This is a genomic window from Marinobacter sp. 1_MG-2023 (assembly GCF_030549045.1).
Classification (GTDB): Bacteria; Pseudomonadota; Gammaproteobacteria; order Pseudomonadales; family Oleiphilaceae; genus Marinobacter.
The window spans coordinates 125,798-144,918 of sequence record NZ_JAUOST010000002.1; the positions used below are offsets into that span (position 1 = coordinate 125,798).

Consider the following 19,121-nt stretch of genomic DNA (forward strand, 5'->3'; position numbering starts at 1 on the left):
GCCCTGTCACTGGAGACTTCATGAAACCCGTAAACGCACTTTTCACTGCCTGCCTGCTATTGCTTGGCGCAAGCACAGTTGCCGCCGAAACACTCAAAATTGGCCTTAACTATCCGCAAACCGGCCGTTACAAAGATCAAGGCTTGCAACAGAGGCTGGGTGCTTTCCTGGCCGTCGACGAAATCAACAAAACAGGCGGCATTCTGGGGCAGCCCCTCGAGTTGGTTATCCGGAACACTCGTGGAGACCCCTCCAAGGGCGCAGAGAACACAGCTGAATTGATTGATGGGGAAGGAGCTCAAATGGTCTTCGGTGGCGTATCCAGCGCTGTAGCCATAGCCTCTGGAAAAGCCGCCCGCCAGCGCAACAAACTTTATTTCGGCACACTCACCTACTCCAACGCGACGACCGGAAGCGAGGCCCACAGCCATATGTTCCGGGAACCCTACAATGCATGGATGACAGCCAAGGCTCTCAGCCAGTACCTGAAGCGTAATCACGCCGATGAAGGCTACTTCTACATCACGGCAGACTATACATGGGGTTGGTCGGTTGAAGAATCTGTACGCAAATTTTCTGACACCGAAGATGCTCAACGCCATCCTGGTGTAAAAACACCCTTTCCCCGCGCCCTGGTGAGCGACTTCCAGAGTGCCCTGGAGCAGGCAGACGCCAGCGGTGCCAAGGTGCTGATGTTGGTGCTGTTTGGTGATGACATGGTCCGTGCTCTCAACACAGCTTACGAAATGGGCCTGACCCAAAAAATGCAGGTTGTTGTGCCCAACCTCACCCTGGGCATGGCACGCCAGGTAGGGCCCACCATTATGGAAGGTATCGTAGGAGGTAGCCCCTGGGTGTGGAATGTGCCTTATGAATTGGACTATCCCCGCGGCAAGGAGTTTGTCGAAGCCTTTTCCCAACGTTACGAAATGCGGCCTTCCACCGCCGCGGCTTCCGCCTACAGCATTGTATATCAGTACAAGAGTGCCGTTGAACGCGCCGGAACCACCAATACCCGGGCATTGATTCGCGCCCTCGAAGGCCACAGGTATTCCTTCCTCAAAGATGAACAGTACTGGCGCGATTTTGACCACCAGAATGTCCAGTCTGTTTACGTGGTCAAAATCAAACCGCGGGAAACTATTATGGCCGATCAATACGGCTCGGATTACTTCAGTATCATCGATTCCATGTCGGGTGATAATGCCGCCCAGACCCGGGAAGAATGGGAGGCTCGCCGTAAAGAGGCCGGCAAACCGCTGACTTTGTGACAACCTTGCCTGATTTTCAGGCACAATGGCTGCTGTAAAAACTCTCTGATGGAGATTCCTCTTTGCAGCAGCACTCGTTCGACCTTGTCGTTATTGGTGGTGGCGTCAATGGCACCGGAATTGCCATGGATGCCGCAGGGCGGGGGCTAAGAGTCCTGCTCTGCGAAATGAATGACCTGGCCTCGGCGACATCCTCCAGCAGTAGCAAACTGATCCATGGCGGTTTGCGCTACCTGGAGCATTATGAATTCGGTCTGGTGCGAAAAGCTCTGGCAGAGCGTGAAGCTCTTTTGCGAAACTCACCGCATATCATGTGGCCCATGCGCTTTCGTCTTCCCCACCAGCCACATCTGCGCCCCGGCTGGATGATCCGGACAGGCCTGTTTCTGTATGACCACCTTGCAAAGCGGGAACTGCTCCCTGGCTCCCGGTCCATTACGTTTGGCAGTGACAGTCCTCTGAAGCCCGAAATAACCAAGGGTTTTGAATACTCTGATGGATGGGTCGATGACGCCCGTCTCGTTGTGCTCATGGCTCGTAAGGCCCAGCAGATGGGTGCCGTTATCCGGCCCCGGACTCGCTGTACTCAGGCAACCCGTGACAATAAAACCTGGACGATAACTCTTCAGGACAGTCTTTCAGGAGCCGAAACTGAAATTTCAGCAAGTGTACTGGTAAACGCAGCAGGGCCTTGGGCCAGTGCACTCTTTGCCGGGACGATTGCAGCCCCCGCACCAAAACAGATTCGCTTGGTGAAAGGCAGCCATCTGGTCGTTCCTCGCCTCAACAATGGCGACGAAGCCTACATACTGCAGAATGAAGATGAACGCATTGTCTTTGTGATTCCCTACGAAGAACGCTTTTCCCTGATAGGCACAACCGATGTCGACTACGAAGGCGACCCGTCGCTTGCCCGCATTTCTCAGGAAGAGACCGATTACCTTCTAAAAATTGTGAACGCCTATTTCAGGCGTCAGACGAGCAACGAAGACGTTGTCTGGTCCTATTCCGGAGTAAGGCCGCTCATCGATGATGAAGGTGAGGAAAATGCACAGAAAGCATCCAGGGATTACTCCTATGAAGTCGATGACAACCAGGGCCTGGCACCACTAATCTCTATTTTTGGCGGCAAGATAACTACCTACAGAAAGCTTGCAGAGGTTGCCACAGACAAGGTCTGTGAGTTTTTCCCTCAGGCAGGTAAGCCCTGGACCGGGAATGCCGTGTTGCCGGGCGGGGACTTCACCAGTAAAACGCTACTTCTGGCGGAGTTGAAAATCGAATTCCCCTGGCTGCCAACGGAACTGACACAGCGCTACGTACGGACTTATGGCACAGAATGCCGCAACCTGCTTGCCGGCGCGGTTTCAATTGAAGATATGGGGACGCTTTTTGCCGGCAACCTGTTCCAGAAAGAGGTCGACTACCTTATTGCTCAGGAATGGGCGTGGACAGCCGAAGATATACTCTGGCGCCGTACGAAGCAGGGGCTCTATGCATCGGAAGCGCAAACCCTGGCACTGAAAGCCTACCTGTCTGACTCAGACAAAAGCTCGGACACCCGTTTCTGAAGCTCGGGAATCACCTCCTTTTCAAACCAGGGGTTCCGACGCAACCAAAGATTGTTTCGCGGGCTGGGGTGAGGCATGGGCAGGAGGTCCGGCCAATATTTGCGCCAGTTTTTGACGTTTTCAGTAACCGATTTTTTACCATTCGGAAGGTGCCAGGCATGAGCATATTGGCCTATAACCAGAGTCAAGCCGATATTGGTTAAGCGCTCAAGCAAAACGCTTCGCCACGCTGGGGCGCATTCAGGCCGAGGTGGCAGATCGCCGGACTTTCCCGTTCCGGGGTAGCAGAACCCCATGGGCAAAATGGCCAGCTTGCGGTCGTCGTAAAAGGTCTCTCGCGTTATGCCCATCCACTGCCGGAGACGGTCACCACTTGGATCATTAAACGGAAGCCCTGTTTCATGTACCCGCCTTCCCGGGGCCTGCCCCACCACCAGAATTCGCGACGACGGTGACAGCTGCACAATCGGTCGCGGGCCATATGGCAGACTCTCTGCACAAATCGTGCAGGCGCGCACCTCCCGAACCAGTTCATCAAAAGGCAGCTGAGCAAGAATATCCGTCATGGGATCAACGTCACCAGGGCAATTGCATATGAAGGGATTTCCCGTAACCTTATAGCTCTGATGACAATGCGGCAAGCCAACAGAGTGGCCGCGTTAAGTACCCACCGTGGCATACCTGGGAGTATACATGAACGCAAAAGCAGGCCCTCTTCCTCTGCCGGAGATCGATGTTGAAGAATTCCGAAAGGTCGTTCGAAGCCGGCGCTCCGTGCGGCGCTTTAAGGACGAGCCCATTCCGGATGCGGTGCTTGAGGACTGCCTCGAACTGGCCACACTGGCCCCGAACTCCAGCAACCTGCAGCCCTGGGAATTTTTTGTCGTCAGAACACCCGAACTAAAAGAGAAACTTGCCGAGGCCTGCCTGGGACAAAACGCGGCGAGAACCGCTCCGGTATTGATCGCGATTGTTGCGCGCCCGGACACCTGGCGCAAACACGCCCGCCTTGCACTGGAAGACTGGCCAAAAGAGGAAAAGCTGCCCTCCATTGTTGAAAAGTATTACAAAAAGATCGCACCCATCCATTATAACCAGGGCCCACTTGGGCTTATGGGCGCAGCCAAGAAAACAGCAGGACTCATAGCCGGGTTGAAGCGTCCGGTTCCCCGAGGGCCCTACTCAATAAATGAAATGAAGGTCTGGGCCACGAAATCCACGGCACTGGCAGCAGAAAACCTGATGCTGGCGCTACGCGCCCACGGTTACGACTCCTGTCCAATGGAGGGGTTTGACGAATACCGGGTAAGAAAACTCCTGAAGCTGCACCGTAAAGGGCTTGTGACCATGGTTCTGGCAGCCGGCCGGCGCGCGGAAAACGGCGTGTATAACCGCCAGTACAGATTCGACCAGAAAACGCTGATCCACTATCTGTGAACGCTGTTGCCGGAGGGTAATTTTTCGCATAAACGCCCGGGGTATGGCCTTATATTTCGGGATTACCCAGAGCTTCAGCGGCACCCAACAACCCGGTGTAGGGCTCTGCTACCAGGTGAACCGGTGTAAATTCCAATATAGGGCGCATGCGCCCCTTGTCTTCAAAGCCTCGCCGGAATCGGCTTGCAAGAAAAAAATCCGTAATCCGCGGCAAGATACCACCGCACAGATAGACACCACCGGAGCTTCCCAGCGTCAGGACAGCATCGCCCGCTGTCCGGCCAAGCAATTCACAGAAGTGTTGGAGGGTTTGACACGCAAGGGGATCGTTCCGCTCCAGCGCCGCGGCTGTTATTTTCTCCGGCGCGTCCAGCGGCGCCGAGACCTTCTGAATGGCTGCGTGGGCCTGGTATAGATTCAGCAACCCCTGACCACACAGTATTCGTTCCACCGACACCCTTCCAAACCTGGCCTGGAGTATCCGGAGGATTGCCATCTCGGTATCGTCCCTGGGCGCAAAATCGACATGCCCGCCCTCGGTTGTCAACGCCGTCCATCCACTTCTGACCGGCACCAGAGCCGATGCGCCCAGGCCCGTACCAGGGCCCATCACCAACCTGGGGCGGCGCCTGTCACCCGGGCCTCCGCAGACATGCACCAGCTTCCCCTCCGGAACATGGAGCACGCCCAGGGCCATGGCCATAAAATCGTTGATAACCTTGAACGTCTGCCAACCAAACTGCGTGCGGATCTCTTCGATATCAAAGCGCCAGAGATTATTGGTCATCTGCACCCTGGTACCGCGAACCGGTGAGGCAACTGCAAGGCAAGCTTCACGGACTCTGTCGACACCGCATTTGTCCAGATAACATGAGAGCGCATCATCGAGATTAGCGTAATCATCACAAGCCAAAGTTTCGATTGCACACAGCTCAACACTGCCCCGCTCCACCAGCGCAAACCGCGCATTGGTACCACCGACATCACCGACCAGAGAGTATTCGCCTTGTGTCATGCTTCGTGATTCCAGAAAACGCTGGCTCCTTCTTCAGATGTACCTGCCGCACGCCGCATCCAGCCGAACAGTTCTCTGCCATAGCCCTGGTGATACCGGGATAAATCAGGGCTGGCCGGCTCACGCTGTGCAAAGTCCGCCTCATCAGCAATAATCGACAAGGCGCCTTTTTCCGCATCGAGGCATATCAGATCACCGTCCCGAACTCTTGCAAGGGGCCCACCATTCAGGGCTTCGGGATAAACGTGAATAGCCGCCGGAACCTTGCCCGACGCACCGGACATGCGACCATCCGTAACCAGGCCAACGCTGAACCCCCTATCCTGCAGCACCCCAAGATAGGGAGTGAGCTTGTGCAACTCGGGCATGCCATTGGACCTTGGCCCCTGGAAGCGGACAATAACCACGCAGTCTTTGTTCAGCTCACCCGCATCGAAGGCAGCTTTCAGTTCGTTCTGGTCGTTAAAAACCACAGCGGGAGCTTCTATCCTGTAGTGTTCCCGGGCAACAGCGGACACCTTTATAACGCCTCTTCCGAGATTGCCATCCAGGACTTTTAGCCCGCCGTCGGGCGCGAACGGCTCCGATACTGTACTCAATACATCGGGGTGCCGGCTTTTTTCCGGAGCGGGCTGCCAGACCAGTGCACCACCGTCCAGCTCAGGCGTCCGGGTGTATCTCTCAAGGCCGTAACCGACAACAGTCTCTACGTCGTTGTGCAGGTAACCCCCATCCAGGAGTTCACGGATCAGAAATGGCGTGCCTCCGGCCTCATGAAAAGCATTTACATCTTCCTCACCGTTGGGATAAATACGGGTCATGGATGGAACAACGGAAGACAGCTCCGCATAGTCATTCCAGTCAATGATGATGCCGGCGGCACGAGCAATCGCAACCCAGTGCAGCGTGTGATTGGTGGAACCTCCGGTCACCAGAAGCGCGACCAGCGCATTGACGATGCTTTTCTCGTCAACCATATCGCCAAGACCGAGTTCGCCGCCCTGAGGCCTCGACAACCGAATAACCTGCTCCGTCGCTGCACGCGTCAACTGGTCCCGCAATGGCGTGCCCGGATTCACAAACGCAGCTCCCGGTAGATGCAGCCCCATCACTTCAACCAGAAGCTGATTACTGTTGGCCGTACCGTAAAAGGTGCAGGTACCCGCACTATGGTAGGATTTGCTTTCAGCTTCCAATAGTTCATCTTTTCCTAGTTTTCCCTCTGCATAAAGCTGACGGATACGCTGTTTTTCCTTGTTTGGCAGCCCTGAGGGCATAGGACCAGCGGGCACAAGAATACTGGGCAGATAACCGAAGCTGAGGGCACCAATTAGCAACCCGGGTACTATCTTGTCGCAGATACCCAGCAAAACAGTGGCATCAAACATATTGTGGCTCAGTGCCACTGCCGTGCTCATGGCGATGGTATCCCGTGAAAACAGGCTGAGTTCCATGCCAGGCTGCCCCTGGGTCACCCCATCGCACATAGCGGGTGTGCCGCCAGCAAACTGGGCTACGGACCCCATCCCATGAGCAGCCTCGCGGATAATATCCGGATATGTGGCATAGGGATTATGTGCAGAAAGCATGTCATTGTATGCCGACACTATGGCCAGGTTCGCTTTATTCATCAGCTTCAGAGTGTCTTTATCATCCTGATGACAAGCCGCAAAACCATGGGCAAGATTACCGCAGGAAAGAGAATTGCGATGGGGGGATTGGGATTTAAGCTCAGTCATTCGAGCCAGATAATTCTGCCGGGATGGTCGACTGCGATCAATGATTCGCCGGGTGACTCTGTCTACGACAGCATGCATATCAGACTCCTTTGCCCAAGGCAGATTTAATGATATTTGGAAGTAATTTTACGTTCTTTTTTTGCTATCATCACCCTAACGTCACAATTAATTCATAATTTGTTGATACATTTACTACCTATCAAACCCTTGAAGGATAACAGCATGCTCAGGCGTACCAAGATTGTCGCTACCCTAGGCCCCGCTACAGACTCTTCGGAATCTCTGGCTGACATTATAGCCGCTGGCATTGATGTAGCCCGTCTCAACTTCTCTCATGGAAGCGCCGACGAGCACATCAAGCGTGCACAACGGGTTCGCCAGGCTGCAGCAGCTCAAGGTCGTTTTGTAGCCCTGCTTGCAGACCTTCAGGGGCCTAAACTCCGTATTGCCCGCTTCACTGACAATAAAGTTATCCTTAAAGCAGGGCAAACTTTTGTCCTGGATGCCGCAATGGACAAGGAAGCCGGCACAGACGAACGTGTAGGCATTGATTATGAGCAGCTCATTGAAGATGTTTCGCCCGGAGACATTCTGGTTCTGGATGATGGTCGTATCGAAATGGAAGTGCAGTCGGTCGACGATCACAGCATCACATCTTCAGTTCTGATTGGCGGCCCACTCTCCAATAATAAGGGCCTGAACAAGCGTGGCGGCGGGCTTTCCGCCGATGCCCTGACGGACAAAGATAAGCAAGATATCGTGACGGCTGCGCGGCTTGGAGCCGACTATGTTGCGGTATCCTTTGTCCGAACAGCCGAAGATATGCACACAGCCCGCCGGCTTCTTGAAGAAGCCGGGTCAGATGCCGGCCTGGTTGCCAAAATCGAACGCGCGGAACTTGCACACGACGTGGCAGCACTGGACGCAGTTATCGAAGCTTCCGACGTTGTGATGGTGGCCCGCGGCGATCTCGCCGTTGAGATCGGTGACGCTGAGCTCGTGGGTGTACAGAAGCACATCATTGCCAGGGCCCGGGTCCTGGATCGCGCTGTGATTACAGCAACACAAATGATGGAGTCTATGATCACCAGCCCCATGCCGACCCGCGCTGAAGTATCTGATGTGGCGAACGCGGTTATGGACTACACAGATGCGGTTATGCTGTCAGCAGAAACGGCAGTAGGCGATTACCCGGTAGAAGCTGTAGAAGCAATGGTGCGTATTTGTATCGGCGCGGAAAAACACCCGACGATGCACCAGTCCAATCACCGGATTCACGAAAGCATGGAGCTTGTTGATGAAGCCATTGCCCTGTCCGCCATGTATGCAGCAAACCACCTGAACGGAGTTCGGGCGATCATTTGCATGACGGAAACAGGCGCGACGCCCCGGCTGATGTCCCGCATCAAATCCAGCCTGCCAATCTTCGCGTATTCCCGACACCATTCCACGCAACACAGGGTTGTGATGTACCGTGGTGTTCAGACGATTCCGTTTGATTCGGCAAAAATTCCGAATGAGCGAACCAATGCGCTGGCCATATCAGAGCTGGTTAATCGGAACGTGGTAAGCAAGGGCGACCTGGTAGTTATCACCAAAGGTGACTACGTGAACGCCCAGGGCGGAACCAACACTATGAAAATTGTTCGGGTTGGTTCCGAGATCAGCTGATCTCGGAAAGGCTATCACGGGCGATATCGACAATCGCCGCCCAATCTTTATTCGCAATAGCATCCGCGGGCGTAAGCCAACTGCCACCAACAGTCTGCACATTGCGCAAGGACAGGTAGTCCTTAGCAGTGTTGCGGCGGATCCCACCCGTCGGGCAAAAAGTCACATCCGGGAATGGGCCCCCAAAGGCTTTCAGTGCGGAGGTGCCTCCCGCCACTTCTGCAGGAAAAAATTTAAACTCACGGTAGCCTAAACCGTAACCGAGCATCAGCTCGGAAGCTGTTGAAATACCAGGCAAAAGAGGCACCTCGGCGGTTAAAGCAAATTTCAAAAGCTCATCCGTTACTCCGGGAGTCACTATGAACTGGGCACCGGCCGCTACTGCCTCGCGATACTGGGAGACACACGTCACCGTTCCAGCACCCACCCAGGCCTCGGGTATGGCTTCGCGTACACGCTCAATCGCCTTGAGCCCGTGCTCTGTCCGCAAGGTTATCTCCATCACACCAATCCCGCCATCAAACAGAGCCTGACACAATGGTACCGCCTCAGCCAGGTGCTCTATAGTGATAACAGGCATCAAAGGTGAAGCCTCCAAGACAGATCTGATCCGACCCCGCTGAAAATCCGATATCTGGCTCATGCTTCTCTCCATACGTGATTTTAAAGGTCTTAAGGGCTCCAGAAGACCTGTAAGCCCGGATTCAGGAAGCCGCGCACCGGCATTGCGAGAAGATCCTCCGGCAGAGCAAAAGCCCGCTTCAGCGTTTCCAGCTTATCATTGCCTTTAAGGTGTAACGCCGTAAAACGGGCCTCACACATCAAAGCATAGGTCAGTGTGATGCGTGATTGCCCCTGTGATGGCGGTGTCATCGCCGCAACCACTTCCCGGCTTTCTAGATCCATGGCACGAACAAGTTCAGGGGCATCCGGAAACAGGGACGCCGTATGACCATCATTCCCCATACCCAAAATCAACACATCCAACGGACGTGTCAGAGTCGCCAGGCCGGCACTGACTGCCTCAACACCTGCGTGAGGAGTATTCCCGCTCTGCTTCAAAGGAAAATACTTCGCAACGGCTGCGTTATTCCGGAGCAAGTTTTCTTTTACCAGCCTGGTATTACTGACCGCATCGGTTTCATCCACCCAGCGCTCATCTGCCAAAACAACGTCCACCCTGCCCCAATCCAGGCTTTTGAGGGACAATGCATGAAAAAATGGCAGAGGGGTGGACCCACCTGAAACCGCAAGACTTGCCCGCTCAGCTACCAAAAGCCGGGCGTTGAGAAACTCTGCGACTGCATCGGCAAGCTCCAGCGCTACATGTTGCGCCGATTCGCCAATATGAGCCTCGATACCGGCCGGCCAAACTATGTCAGGCATCTTCATACCAACTCCTTCCATCACGAGTGATCATCGCAATAGAAGCAACCGGTCCCCAGGTTCCCGCGGCATATCGCTTGGGCGGATCACCTCCGTCACTCCAGTTCTGGATAATCTGGTCCACCCAGCGCCAGGCATACTCAACTTCATCACGCCGCACAAACAGGTACTGATTCCCTTTCATAATTTCCCACAACAGGCGTTCGTATGCATCGGGAATCCGGTCGGCCTCAAAGGTCTCCGAAAACGTCAGCTCCAGTGGCCCCTGACGCAGCCGCATGCCCTTGTGCAAACCCTGATCTTTGGTGAGTATTTTGAGTGACATTCCTTCATCCGGCTGCAAACGGATGATCAGTTTGTTATTCGCCAGGTGCTTCTGGTCGGGATCAAAAATGTAATGGGGGGCCGGCTTGAAGTGAATAATAATCTGGGACAGCTTTTCCGGCAGGCGTTTACCCGTGCGTATGTAGAATGGAACTCCCGACCAACGCCAGTTATCGATTTCCACTTTCAGAGCCACAAACGTCTCGGTTGCACTTCTCTTGTTGGCCCCCTCTTCTTCGAGGTATCCGGGGACCGGCTTCCCAATACTGGTGCCCGCTGTGTACTGGCCCCGCACAACGTAACTTTCCATCATGTCCGGTGTAATTGTGCGAAGAGCTTTAAGTACCTTCACCTTTTCATCACGGATGCTGTCGGCGGACAGATCGGAGGGTGGGTCCATGGCAATCAGACACAACAACTGAAGCATGTGATTCTGAATCATGTCCCGGATCTGGCCCGCTTTATCAAAATAGCCCCAGCGACCTTCAATACCCACGCTCTCGGCAACCGTTATTTCCACATGAGAAATATGATTCTGGTCCCATTGAGATGCAAAAAGGTTATTGGCAAAGCGCAGAGCAATCAGGTTCTGAACGGTCTCTTTGCCCAGATAATGGTCGATCCGGAAGAGCTGGCTTTCTTTATAGACTTCTGCGAGTTCATCGTTTATGACCTTGGAGGACTCAAGGTCATGACCTATGGGCTTCTCAACAACAACACGTGTCTTTTCTGTGCAACAACTGGCTGAATGGAGGTTTCGGGCAATGACACCGTACATCGCTGGCGGGGTGGCCATATAAACAATCAGCTCATTACTTCTCTCATGGCTTCCACCCTCGCGCCAACTGTTGAGAACCCCAAACGCATCTTCATCCTGGAAGTCCAGAACCTGATATTCCACCCTCTGCAAAAAGGCTTCGGCTACTGAAAGATCAAATTCCTCTGCCTTCACATTCCGCTTCAGCTTTTGAAGCAACTGGCCACGAACTTCTGTGGTGTCGAGGTCCTGACGAGCGAGTGCCAATATTCTACTGTCGCTAGCCAGAAGACCAGCTCGCTCCAACTGGTAGAACGCAGGAAACAGCTTGCGCTGGGCAAGATCGCCCAGAGCCCCGAACAACATAATGTCGCAGCGGTTAATCATCCTGTTGACCATCGGGCACGCCTCTCTGGTGAATCAAGCCATAGAAAACCAAGCTGTATTCACGCATAAATGTAGTAATTTTATCCAAATAATGACATTGCCCATGGATTAAGCCAAGGGCAATATCGGGTTATTGATACGTTTACTACCCAAAACATGTTGAAATCCCGGTATAATCGGCTCGAGTTGAACAACCATCCCACCAAAGATTGAGGGAGTAGCTTTGATGGCTGTAAACCAGTCGCATCGTGACGAGAACCTACTGGAAGATATCCAGTCACGGCTAGACACGCTTAACAAGTCGGAACGCAAGGTAGCAGAGGCTATTCTGCGGGATCCCAGCGCAGCCACCCGGTACAGCATTGCGGCTCTGGCCAGAGCTTCAAACGTCAGCGAACCAACCGTAAACCGGTTTTGCCGTGGATTTTCGGCCACAGGTTTTCCGGATTTCAAGATCCGGCTCGCGCAGAGCATCGCTACGGGCATACCCTATATCGGGCAGAACATAGAGCCGGAAGATACGGTTGCAGAGTTTGCCGACAAGATCATGATGAGCACCATCGCCAACCTGGACAAGGCCCGTCAGGCGCTGAACCCCCGCGCACTGGCAACCGCCATTGACTATCTGATCCAGGCAAAACAAATCAACTTTTTTGGCATGGGGGGCTCAGCGTCTGTTGCGCTTGACGCACAACACAAGTTTTTCCGCTTTAACCTTCCAGTCATGTCCTATGATGACGCCCTCATGCAGCGCATGGTTGCTGCAGGTGCCAGTGTTGGAGACGTCATAGTGATGATTTCCTATACCGGACGCACCCGGGAAACCGTCGATATCGCCCGAATTGCCCGGGACAATGGCGCAACCGTTATCGGCATCACAACTCCGGACTCTCCGTTGGCAGACGTTTGCACCGTTGCTTTGGAGGTTACCGCACCAGAAGACATAGAGGTTTATATGCCAATGTCTTCCAGAATTATCCACCTTACTGTTATAGATATTCTGGCCACCGGCGTAACACTCAAGCGCGGTACCGACTTTCTGGGGCATCTCAAGAAAATCAAAGACAGCCTGATGCCTACACGCTACCCATCAAGCCTTGACTGACGAGAAGTTCAGCAGGCAACAAAAAACCCGGACAACCTGCGTTGTCCGGGTTTTTTGTTAATGCAGTATCCTGGTTATGGCCGGGATACTTCAGCGTTGCTCCTTAGGAACTGCTGATACGCTGCGTATTCACGCTGTCCTTCAAGGGATGCCATGAACCTGCGCAACTGTCCCAGGTCGGCGTCGCTGCCCTCTGCATCACCCTCGTTCACTGCGTCCAGGGCAATAACGGCAACACCGCTGCGCGTCATTGCAATGCCATAGCTCGAACCGCTGTCACCCGGACGGGAGAGCGAGAAAACGGTCTGTACTACCTGCGATTCCACACCTCCAGCATCCCTGGCCTGGTTTTCAAACTGCTCCCAATCACCCGCGTTCAGCGAATCAAGAGACTCACCCTTCTCCAAGCTGGCAAGGATGTTCTGGGCACGCTCATTCAGCGCTTCCCGGATCTTACGGTCTTCCAGGTTGCTACGAATGCTGTCCTGCACATCCGCAAGGGGCAGTTGCTGGGCTTCGCGATATTCACGGGCCCGCGCAACGACGGAAACATTATCGCCCACGTCAATCAGCTCGGTGTTATACCCACTCTCCATAACATCTTCCGAGAAAAGCTGACGAACAAGCCCAGCGTGGTCGAACGGTGCCTGGCCACCCTCTCTGGTAACGGCCTCAGCCACACGAATTTCCAGCCCAAGCTCTTCGGCCGGCCCAATCAGGTCATCTGCAGCATAAGCGGAGTCAGCAAGCTCTGAACGCACCTCTGCATACCTTTCCTGAGCACGTTCGCGGGCGAGCTCGGTCCGAAGCTGCTGCTCAAGCTCTTCCATGGGAGGAACTTCTGATCGGCGAACGTCGTCAAGGCGAATCAGGTGTACGCCAAAACTTGTCTGCACAGGCCCGGAAACTTCACCTTCCTCCAATGCGAACAAAGCCTTTTCAAAAGCTTCGTCGTAGACACCTCGCCCAGCAAAGCCAAGGTCACCGCCCTCTTTTGCAGACACAGTATCAATCGAAAGTTCCTGGGCCAGATCTTCAAAGCTCTCGCCGGCTTCCAGGCGCTCTTGAATAGCCACCATGGTCTGCTCGGAATCCGCGCCATCCTCGATCAGGATATGAGATGCACGACGCTCTTCACGAGCCAGATCGCCAGCACGCTGTGCGTAGTAGGCCTCAAGCTCTTCCTGGCTAATTTCAATTTTTTCAGCCAGGGCTCCCAGGGATAAGGTTATGTAAGCTGCGTCTATCTGCTCTGGCTGACTAAACGCATTTTTGTTTTCCTGGTAGAAAGCCTCAATCTCTGCGTCAGTCACCTCAACTCCTTCAGAAACCGCGCTGGCAGGAATCTGAACAACACGGAAGTTACGGGTCTGGTTCTGGATTCGCAGAAGTTGTGAGGCATTTGCATCGGCAACAAGGCCGCTTTGCATAATGCCACCACGAATTTGATTGACTACATACTGTTTGCGCATGGCTTCACGGAATTCGCCTACACCCATACCCAGGTTGCGCACGGAAGCCACAAAGCGATCACGATTAAACTGTCCATCAACCTGAAACTGCGGCATCTGAGTAATCAGAGCATCGATATCCGCATCAGTGAGTGCAAGCCCCTGGGCGCTGGCATCCTGAATAAGCACCTGCTCCTGGACAAGGGAGTCAAGCACATCCTTGCGAATCTGATCCTCATTCAGCATGGCGGGATCGGGACGCTCCATAGCGGAAAGACGACGCTGGCTCTCCATCTGAACCACGCGCAGGAACTCCCGCTCGGTAATATCCTCACCATTGACTGTTGCCACCTCCGGTTCGCCGGAGAAGCCCCCAACAATGGCGTCCATTCCCCAGATGGAGAGGGACACGACCAACAGACCAATTATGATCTTGGCAATCGTTCCTTGGGAATTTTCCCGTATATCTTGAAGCATGTTTCTCCCGAGCCTCTATTGGTGCTCTCAACGTAAAAAGGCGCACCCTGTTGGAATGCGCCTTGAATTCTTCTTGGCGACTCCGTTTAACGGGAGCCGCCGGAGAAAGAACCGTTACTTAACGGCGTCTTTCAGAGCTTTACCTGCTTTGAACCCGGGCACTTTTGACGCAGCGATCTTGATCTCGGCGCCAGTTTGCGGGTTACGACCAGTGCGCGCAGCACGATCTTTCACGGAGAAAGTACCAAAACCGATCAGAGTAACCTGATCGCCTTTTTTGAGGGCACCGGTGATAGAGTTGGTCATTGCGTCCAGAGCACGGCCAGCGGCTGCTTTGGAAATATCTGCTGATTCTGCAATTGCATCGATAAGTTCGGACTTGTTCACACTAAACCCCTTCGCTTTCAGGTTGAAGATGTTCTAGGTTGGATTGTTTTTTCTCGGACGTTCTCGACTATCGCATAAGCGGTCGGAGAATTCCATTCTTCGGTTTTCTTATTCCTTTCGGCGTTCAACCGGTGTTCGGAATAGGCACATACTGCGCGGGAGCCCTTGGTATTGGCTGCTTCACGGCGAAACAGTTATACCAATGGGCTCTCTGGCATGTCAACAACTCATCCAGGGTTTAATGTGTATTTATGCGTTCTGCACTGTCACTTTCATCGTCATGCGGCTTACCTGAGCTCGCCTTTGACCCTTTACCTGCCTTGTGTGGCTCAGGTGCATAAGCCAGAGCAATATCAAGAACTTCATCAATCCATTTGACTGGAATTATCTCCAGCGACTCTTTGATGTTGCCGGGTATCTCCTTGAGATCCCTAACATTTTCATCAGGTATAACAATGGTTTTTATACCGCCCCGATGCGCCGCGAGAAGCTTTTCCTTCAGCCCGCCGATGGGCAGAACCCGACCCCTGAGCGTGATTTCACCGGTCATCGCAACGTCTGCACGAACTGGAATTTTGGTCAGTGCAGAAACCAGTGCTGTACACATGCCAATACCGGCACTTGGACCGTCTTTGGGAGTTGCGCCTTCCGGTACGTGCACATGCAAGTCGTGTTTTTCATGGAAGTCATCGGCAATACCAAGCCCCGGAGCGCGACTTCTGACGACCGTAAGGGCCGTTTGAATCGACTCCTGCATCACATCACCAAGGGAGCCGGTTTTAACAACCCTGCCCTTACCTGGAGTCAGAGCGCATTCAATTGTAAGAAGCTCACCACCTACCTGGGTCCACGCCAGGCCAGTTACCTGGCCGACCTGATTGGTCTCTTCCGCCAGCCCGTAGTTGAACTTGCGAACACCCGAGTAATGCTCCAGCAACTCTGGCTTAATAACCATGGTCGCTTTCTCATTGGCGACCACGTGCTCTCGCACTACCTTCCTGCAGATTTTCGCGATTTCCCGCTCCAAGCCTCGAACACCGGCCTCCCGGGTGTAATAGCGCACGATATCCCGTAGGGTTTCCTCGGGTAGTGTGAGCTCATCCTTGCGCAGTCCGTTTGCCTTGATTTGCTTGGGCAACAAGTACCGCAACGCGATGTTCACTTTCTCGTCTTCGGTGTAACCCGGAATCCGGATAACCTCCATGCGATCCAGCAGGGCTGACGGAATGTCCATGGAGTTGGACGTGCATACAAACATGACATCGGAAAGATCGTAGTCCACTTCCAGATAATGGTCGTTGAACGTATGATTCTGCTCAGGGTCCAGAACTTCCAGCAAAGCAGACGCGGGATCACCACGATGATCCATGCCCATCTTGTCGATTTCATCAAACAGAAACAGCGGGTTTTTTACGCCCACTTTGGATAGCTTCTGCAACAACTTGCCAGGCAGCGCGCCAATGTAGGTTTTGCGGTGGCCACGAATTTCGGCTTCATCACGCACACCACCAAGAGCCATCCGGGTGTACTTGCGGTTGGTGGCCCGGGCAATAGACTGACCAAGGGATGTTTTACCAACACCAGGAGGCCCCACAAGGCAAAGCACAGGACCTTTAACTTTTTTCACGCGGCTCTGCACAGCAAGATATTCGAGAATGCGCTTCTTGACCTCATCAAGGCCGTAGTGGTCCTGGTCTAGAATCTCACGCGCTTTTTCAATGTCGTGGCGCACCCGACTGCGTTTTTTCCAGGGAACGGCCAGCATCCAGTCTATATAACCACGTACAACCGTGGCCTCCGCAGACATGGGTGACATCATCTTCAGCTTGTTCAGCTCAGCTTCTGTCTTTTTACGAGCTTCTTCGGGCAGGCCGGCTTCTTCAAGCTTCTGTTCCAGCTCTTCAAAATCGTTATTACCCTCGCCAAGGTTACCCATTTCTTTCTGGATAGCCTTCATCTGCTCATTGAGATAGTACTCGCGCTGACTGCGCTCCATCTGCTTTTTAACGCGGCCACGGATGCGTTTTTCAACCTCGATCAGGTCAATTTCTCCATCCAGCTTGCCGAGCAAAAGCTCTACTCGATTATTAACGTTAAGGGCTTCCAGCAGTTCCTGCTTTTCCGGAATACGCATCTCAAGGTGTGCAGCCATGGTGTCCGCCAGGCGTTCCAACTCTTCGATACCGGTCAGGGCATTAGAGACTTCCGAAGGCACCTTGCGGGACAGCTTCACATACTTTTCAAACTCATCCATCAGCGTTTTCAGGAGCACTTCTTCCTCGCGCTCGGGCAGACCTTCTTCGTCCATCAGCGTTGCGCCGCCAGACAAATAGTCAGCTTCTGTAATATTACTGATTGCAGCCCGGGCATTACCCTCAACCAACACTTTAACTGTGCCGTCAGGAAGCCTCAGCAACTGCAGTACGGTAGCAAGCGTGCCCATTTCAAACACATCATCGGGGCCGGGCTCATCAGTTGCGGCATCCCGCTGGGCAACCAGAAGGATTTCCTTGCTTCCTTCCATCGCGGCTTCCAGAGCCTGAATGGATTTCTCGCGGCCCACAAACAGGGGGACCACCATGTGCGGGAACACCACGACGTCGCGGAGAGGCAGCAGCGGGTATTCTTGCACGATATTTTCGGGTGTCCGGGTCATAAGGAATCCTCTGACGGTGTTTCATTCAGCATATCACCCTTCATTGGGGCAGCTGTTTAAATTGCAATATCTTTACCAAACAACACAGCACTGGCGTTTGCTGATACAAACCAACAAAAAAGGGGCGTTTCCGCCCCTTTTTTGTTTATCACTCAACAGTGCATGCCGCCTTAGTCATCCGGCACAGCTTTGGCGTGATCCGTGTTCGCGTATATCTTGAAGGGCTCCGAATCTCCCCGGATAACGCTCTCATCAATAACAACCTTGGATATATCGTGCTCTGACGGTATCTGGTACATAGTGTCGAGCAACGTAGCTTCCATAATCGAGCGCAAGCCACGGGCACCGGTTCTACGCTCCAAAGCCTTGTTGGCAACAGCGCGCAACGCCTCGTCGCGGAAATCCAGCTCAACTCCCTCCATATCGAACAACTTCTGATACTGCTTGGTCAGAGAGTTTTTCGGCTCAGTGAGAATCTGGACAAGCGCATCTTCATCAAGCTCGTTGAGGGTGGCAACCACTGGCAGACGACCAACGAATTCCGGGATCAAGCCATACTTGACCAGATCTTCCGTTTCGACATTCTTCACGACATCTCCAATATTTTTGGAGTCATCGCGGGCAGCCACTGCAGCTGAGAAGCCAATACTGCTTTTTTCAGTGCGGTCGCGGATTACCTTATCCAGGCCGGCAAATGCCCCACCGCAAATAAACAGCATGTTACCTGTATCAACCTGCAAAAACTCCTGTTGCGGGTGTTTGCGACCGCCCTGAGGAGGTACTGAGGCAACGGTGCCTTCGATTAATTTCAGTAACGCCTGCTGCACACCCTCACCCGAAACATCACGAGTTATGGAGGGGTTGTCAGACTTGCGTGAAATCTTGTCGATTTCATCAATGTAAACAATGCCTCGCTGGGCTTTCTCTACATCATAGTCGCACTTTTGGAGCAGTTTCTGGATGATGTTCTCAACATCTTCACCAACATAACCAGCTTCTGTAAGCGTTGTGGCGTCAGCAATAGTAAAGGGAACATTAAGCATCCGCGCCAGAGTTTCTGCCAGCAGCGTCTTACCACTACCGGTCGGGCCAATCAGCAGAATGTTGCTCTTACCAAGCTCAACATCGCCCTTGCCCTCACCGTACCTAAGGCGTTTGTAATGGTTGTAAACCGCTACCGAGAGTACAACTTTGGCGCGATCCTGACCGATGACATACTCATCAAGCGTATTGCGGATTTCAGCCGGCGTCGGAAGACGATCGCTCGGCTCCTCCTGTGCGTTTTCCTGAATCTCTTCACGGATAATATCGTTGCACAGGTCTACGCACTCGTCGCAGATGAACACCGAGGGCCCTGCAATGAGCTTGCGGACTTCATGCTGGCTCTTTCCGCAAAACGAGCAGTAGAGCAACTTGCCGTTATCGTCGCTTCTGCCGTTTCTTTCATCTGCCATTGAAATACCTCTGATCTCGTTTTGCTGGCGCTT

The 19,121-nt window shown here is 53.5% G+C and carries 15 protein-coding genes; 5 read left to right on the top strand and 10 right to left on the bottom strand.

The features are described 5' to 3' along the window. The first annotated feature begins 20 nt into the window (after positions 1-20). Entirely contained in the window at positions 21-1,271 is a 1,251-nt protein-coding gene (locus Q4606_RS06820; RefSeq protein WP_303593297.1) for a substrate-binding protein, read from the top strand. Between the two features lie 62 nt (positions 1,272-1,333). Further along, on the top strand, positions 1,334-2,842 hold the full coding sequence (gene glpD / locus Q4606_RS06825; RefSeq protein ID WP_303607072.1) for a glycerol-3-phosphate dehydrogenase: 1,509 nt from the start codon (positions 1,334-1,336) through the stop codon (positions 2,840-2,842). On the opposite strand, the gene Q4606_RS06830 is transcribed toward glpD, so the two are convergent. Further along, the gene (locus tag Q4606_RS06830) at positions 2,800-3,408 is read right to left on the bottom strand and encodes a uracil-DNA glycosylase family protein (protein WP_303607073.1); all 609 of its coding nucleotides are present in this window, start codon (positions 3,406-3,408) and stop codon (positions 2,800-2,802) included. The two genes, glpD and Q4606_RS06830, sit on opposite strands and share 43 nt — an antisense overlap. Positions 3,409-3,535: 127 nt before the next feature. On the opposite strand from Q4606_RS06830, the gene Q4606_RS06835 reads away from it, so the two are divergent. Beyond that, entirely contained in the window at positions 3,536-4,279 is a 744-nt protein-coding gene (locus Q4606_RS06835) for a nitroreductase family protein (RefSeq protein WP_303607074.1), read from the top strand. Positions 4,280-4,328: 49 nt separating this feature from the next. Here the strand turns inward: Q4606_RS06835 and glk are convergent, their stop codons facing one another. Together glk and edd are read right to left on the bottom strand one after the other, a co-directional pair. Then, complete coding sequence (gene glk, locus Q4606_RS06840) at positions 4,329-5,294, bottom strand: glucokinase (protein WP_303607075.1); 966 nt, start codon at positions 5,292-5,294, stop codon at positions 4,329-4,331. After that, positions 5,291-7,111 carry a phosphogluconate dehydratase gene (gene edd / locus Q4606_RS06845; protein ID WP_303607076.1) on the bottom strand — a complete coding sequence of 607 codons (1,821 nt, stop codon included), beginning with the start codon at positions 7,109-7,111 and terminating at the stop codon, positions 5,291-5,293. Before edd ends, glk begins: the two co-directional genes overlap by 4 nt. Before the next feature lie 144 nt (positions 7,112-7,255). On the opposite strand from edd, the gene pyk reads away from it, so the two are divergent. After that, on the top strand, positions 7,256-8,704 hold the full coding sequence (gene pyk / locus Q4606_RS06850; protein ID WP_303593309.1) for a pyruvate kinase: 1,449 nt from the start codon (positions 7,256-7,258) through the stop codon (positions 8,702-8,704). On the opposite strand, the gene Q4606_RS06855 is transcribed toward pyk, so the two are convergent. From Q4606_RS06855 to zwf, 3 genes are read right to left on the bottom strand one after another with little or no spacing between them, the layout of a single operon-like run. Then, the gene (locus tag Q4606_RS06855) at positions 8,697-9,347 is read right to left on the bottom strand and encodes a bifunctional 4-hydroxy-2-oxoglutarate aldolase/2-dehydro-3-deoxy-phosphogluconate aldolase (protein ID WP_303593310.1); all 651 of its coding nucleotides are present in this window, start codon (positions 9,345-9,347) and stop codon (positions 8,697-8,699) included. The two genes, pyk and Q4606_RS06855, sit on opposite strands and share 8 nt — an antisense overlap. Before the next feature lie 29 nt (positions 9,348-9,376). After that, complete coding sequence (pgl, locus tag Q4606_RS06860; RefSeq protein ID WP_303607077.1) at positions 9,377-10,090, bottom strand: 6-phosphogluconolactonase; 714 nt, start codon at positions 10,088-10,090, stop codon at positions 9,377-9,379. Further along, positions 10,083-11,570: a glucose-6-phosphate dehydrogenase gene (gene zwf / locus Q4606_RS06865; RefSeq protein WP_303607078.1), complete on the bottom strand. Its 1,488-nt coding sequence runs from the start codon at positions 11,568-11,570 to the stop codon at positions 10,083-10,085. The genes pgl and zwf overlap by 8 nt, the downstream gene beginning before the upstream one ends. Positions 11,571-11,784: 214 nt before the next feature. Here zwf and hexR point away from each other — a divergent pair, with 214 nt between their 5' ends. After that, positions 11,785-12,663 carry a transcriptional regulator HexR gene (gene hexR / locus Q4606_RS06870; protein ID WP_303593315.1) on the top strand — a complete coding sequence of 293 codons (879 nt, stop codon included), beginning with the start codon at positions 11,785-11,787 and terminating at the stop codon, positions 12,661-12,663. Between the two features lie 74 nt (positions 12,664-12,737). Here the strand turns inward: hexR and Q4606_RS06875 are convergent, their stop codons facing one another. The 4 genes from Q4606_RS06875 to clpX form a co-directional block, all read right to left on the bottom strand. After that, positions 12,738-14,591, bottom strand: a complete 1,854-nt coding sequence (locus Q4606_RS06875; RefSeq protein ID WP_303607079.1) for a SurA N-terminal domain-containing protein — start codon at positions 14,589-14,591, stop codon at positions 12,738-12,740. Between the two features lie 114 nt (positions 14,592-14,705). Further along, on the bottom strand, positions 14,706-14,978 hold the full coding sequence (locus Q4606_RS06880; protein WP_044386154.1) for an HU family DNA-binding protein: 273 nt from the start codon (positions 14,976-14,978) through the stop codon (positions 14,706-14,708). 238 nt (positions 14,979-15,216) lie between these two features. After that, positions 15,217-17,634, bottom strand: coding sequence for an endopeptidase La (gene lon / locus Q4606_RS06885; protein WP_303607080.1), 2,418 nt, complete (start codon positions 17,632-17,634; stop codon positions 15,217-15,219). Positions 17,635-17,804: 170 nt separating this feature from the next. Further along, positions 17,805-19,088, bottom strand: a complete 1,284-nt coding sequence (clpX, locus tag Q4606_RS06890; RefSeq protein ID WP_303593322.1) for an ATP-dependent Clp protease ATP-binding subunit ClpX — start codon at positions 19,086-19,088, stop codon at positions 17,805-17,807. Positions 19,089-19,121 lie beyond the last annotated feature (33 nt).

What these genes read in the sequence shown, in the direction of transcription:
- edd (WP_303607076.1), bottom strand. Translation starts at nt 7,111, where the DNA reads ATGCATGCTGTCGTAGACAGAGTCACCCGGCGAATCATTGATCGCAGT.
- clpX (WP_303593322.1), bottom strand. Translation starts at nt 19,088, where the DNA reads ATGGCAGATGAAAGAAACGGCAGAAGCGACGATAACGGCAAGTTGCTC.
- pyk (WP_303593309.1), top strand. Translation starts at nt 7,256, where the DNA reads ATGCTCAGGCGTACCAAGATTGTCGCTACCCTAGGCCCCGCTACAGAC.
- Q4606_RS06835 (WP_303607074.1), top strand. Translation starts at nt 3,536, where the DNA reads ATGAACGCAAAAGCAGGCCCTCTTCCTCTGCCGGAGATCGATGTTGAA.
- hexR (WP_303593315.1), top strand. Translation starts at nt 11,785, where the DNA reads ATGGCTGTAAACCAGTCGCATCGTGACGAGAACCTACTGGAAGATATC.
- Q4606_RS06855 (WP_303593310.1), bottom strand. Translation starts at nt 9,347, where the DNA reads ATGAGCCAGATATCGGATTTTCAGCGGGGTCGGATCAGATCTGTCTTG.
- glk (WP_303607075.1), bottom strand. Translation starts at nt 5,294, where the DNA reads ATGACACAAGGCGAATACTCTCTGGTCGGTGATGTCGGTGGTACCAAT.
- pgl (WP_303607077.1), bottom strand. Translation starts at nt 10,090, where the DNA reads ATGCCTGACATAGTTTGGCCGGCCGGTATCGAGGCTCATATTGGCGAA.
- zwf (WP_303607078.1), bottom strand. Translation starts at nt 11,570, where the DNA reads ATGGTCAACAGGATGATTAACCGCTGCGACATTATGTTGTTCGGGGCT.
- Q4606_RS06820 (WP_303593297.1), top strand. Translation starts at nt 21, where the DNA reads ATGAAACCCGTAAACGCACTTTTCACTGCCTGCCTGCTATTGCTTGGC.
- Q4606_RS06875 (WP_303607079.1), bottom strand. Translation starts at nt 14,591, where the DNA reads ATGCTTCAAGATATACGGGAAAATTCCCAAGGAACGATTGCCAAGATC.
- Q4606_RS06830 (WP_303607073.1), bottom strand. Translation starts at nt 3,408, where the DNA reads ATGACGGATATTCTTGCTCAGCTGCCTTTTGATGAACTGGTTCGGGAG.
- lon (WP_303607080.1), bottom strand. Translation starts at nt 17,634, where the DNA reads ATGACCCGGACACCCGAAAATATCGTGCAAGAATACCCGCTGCTGCCT.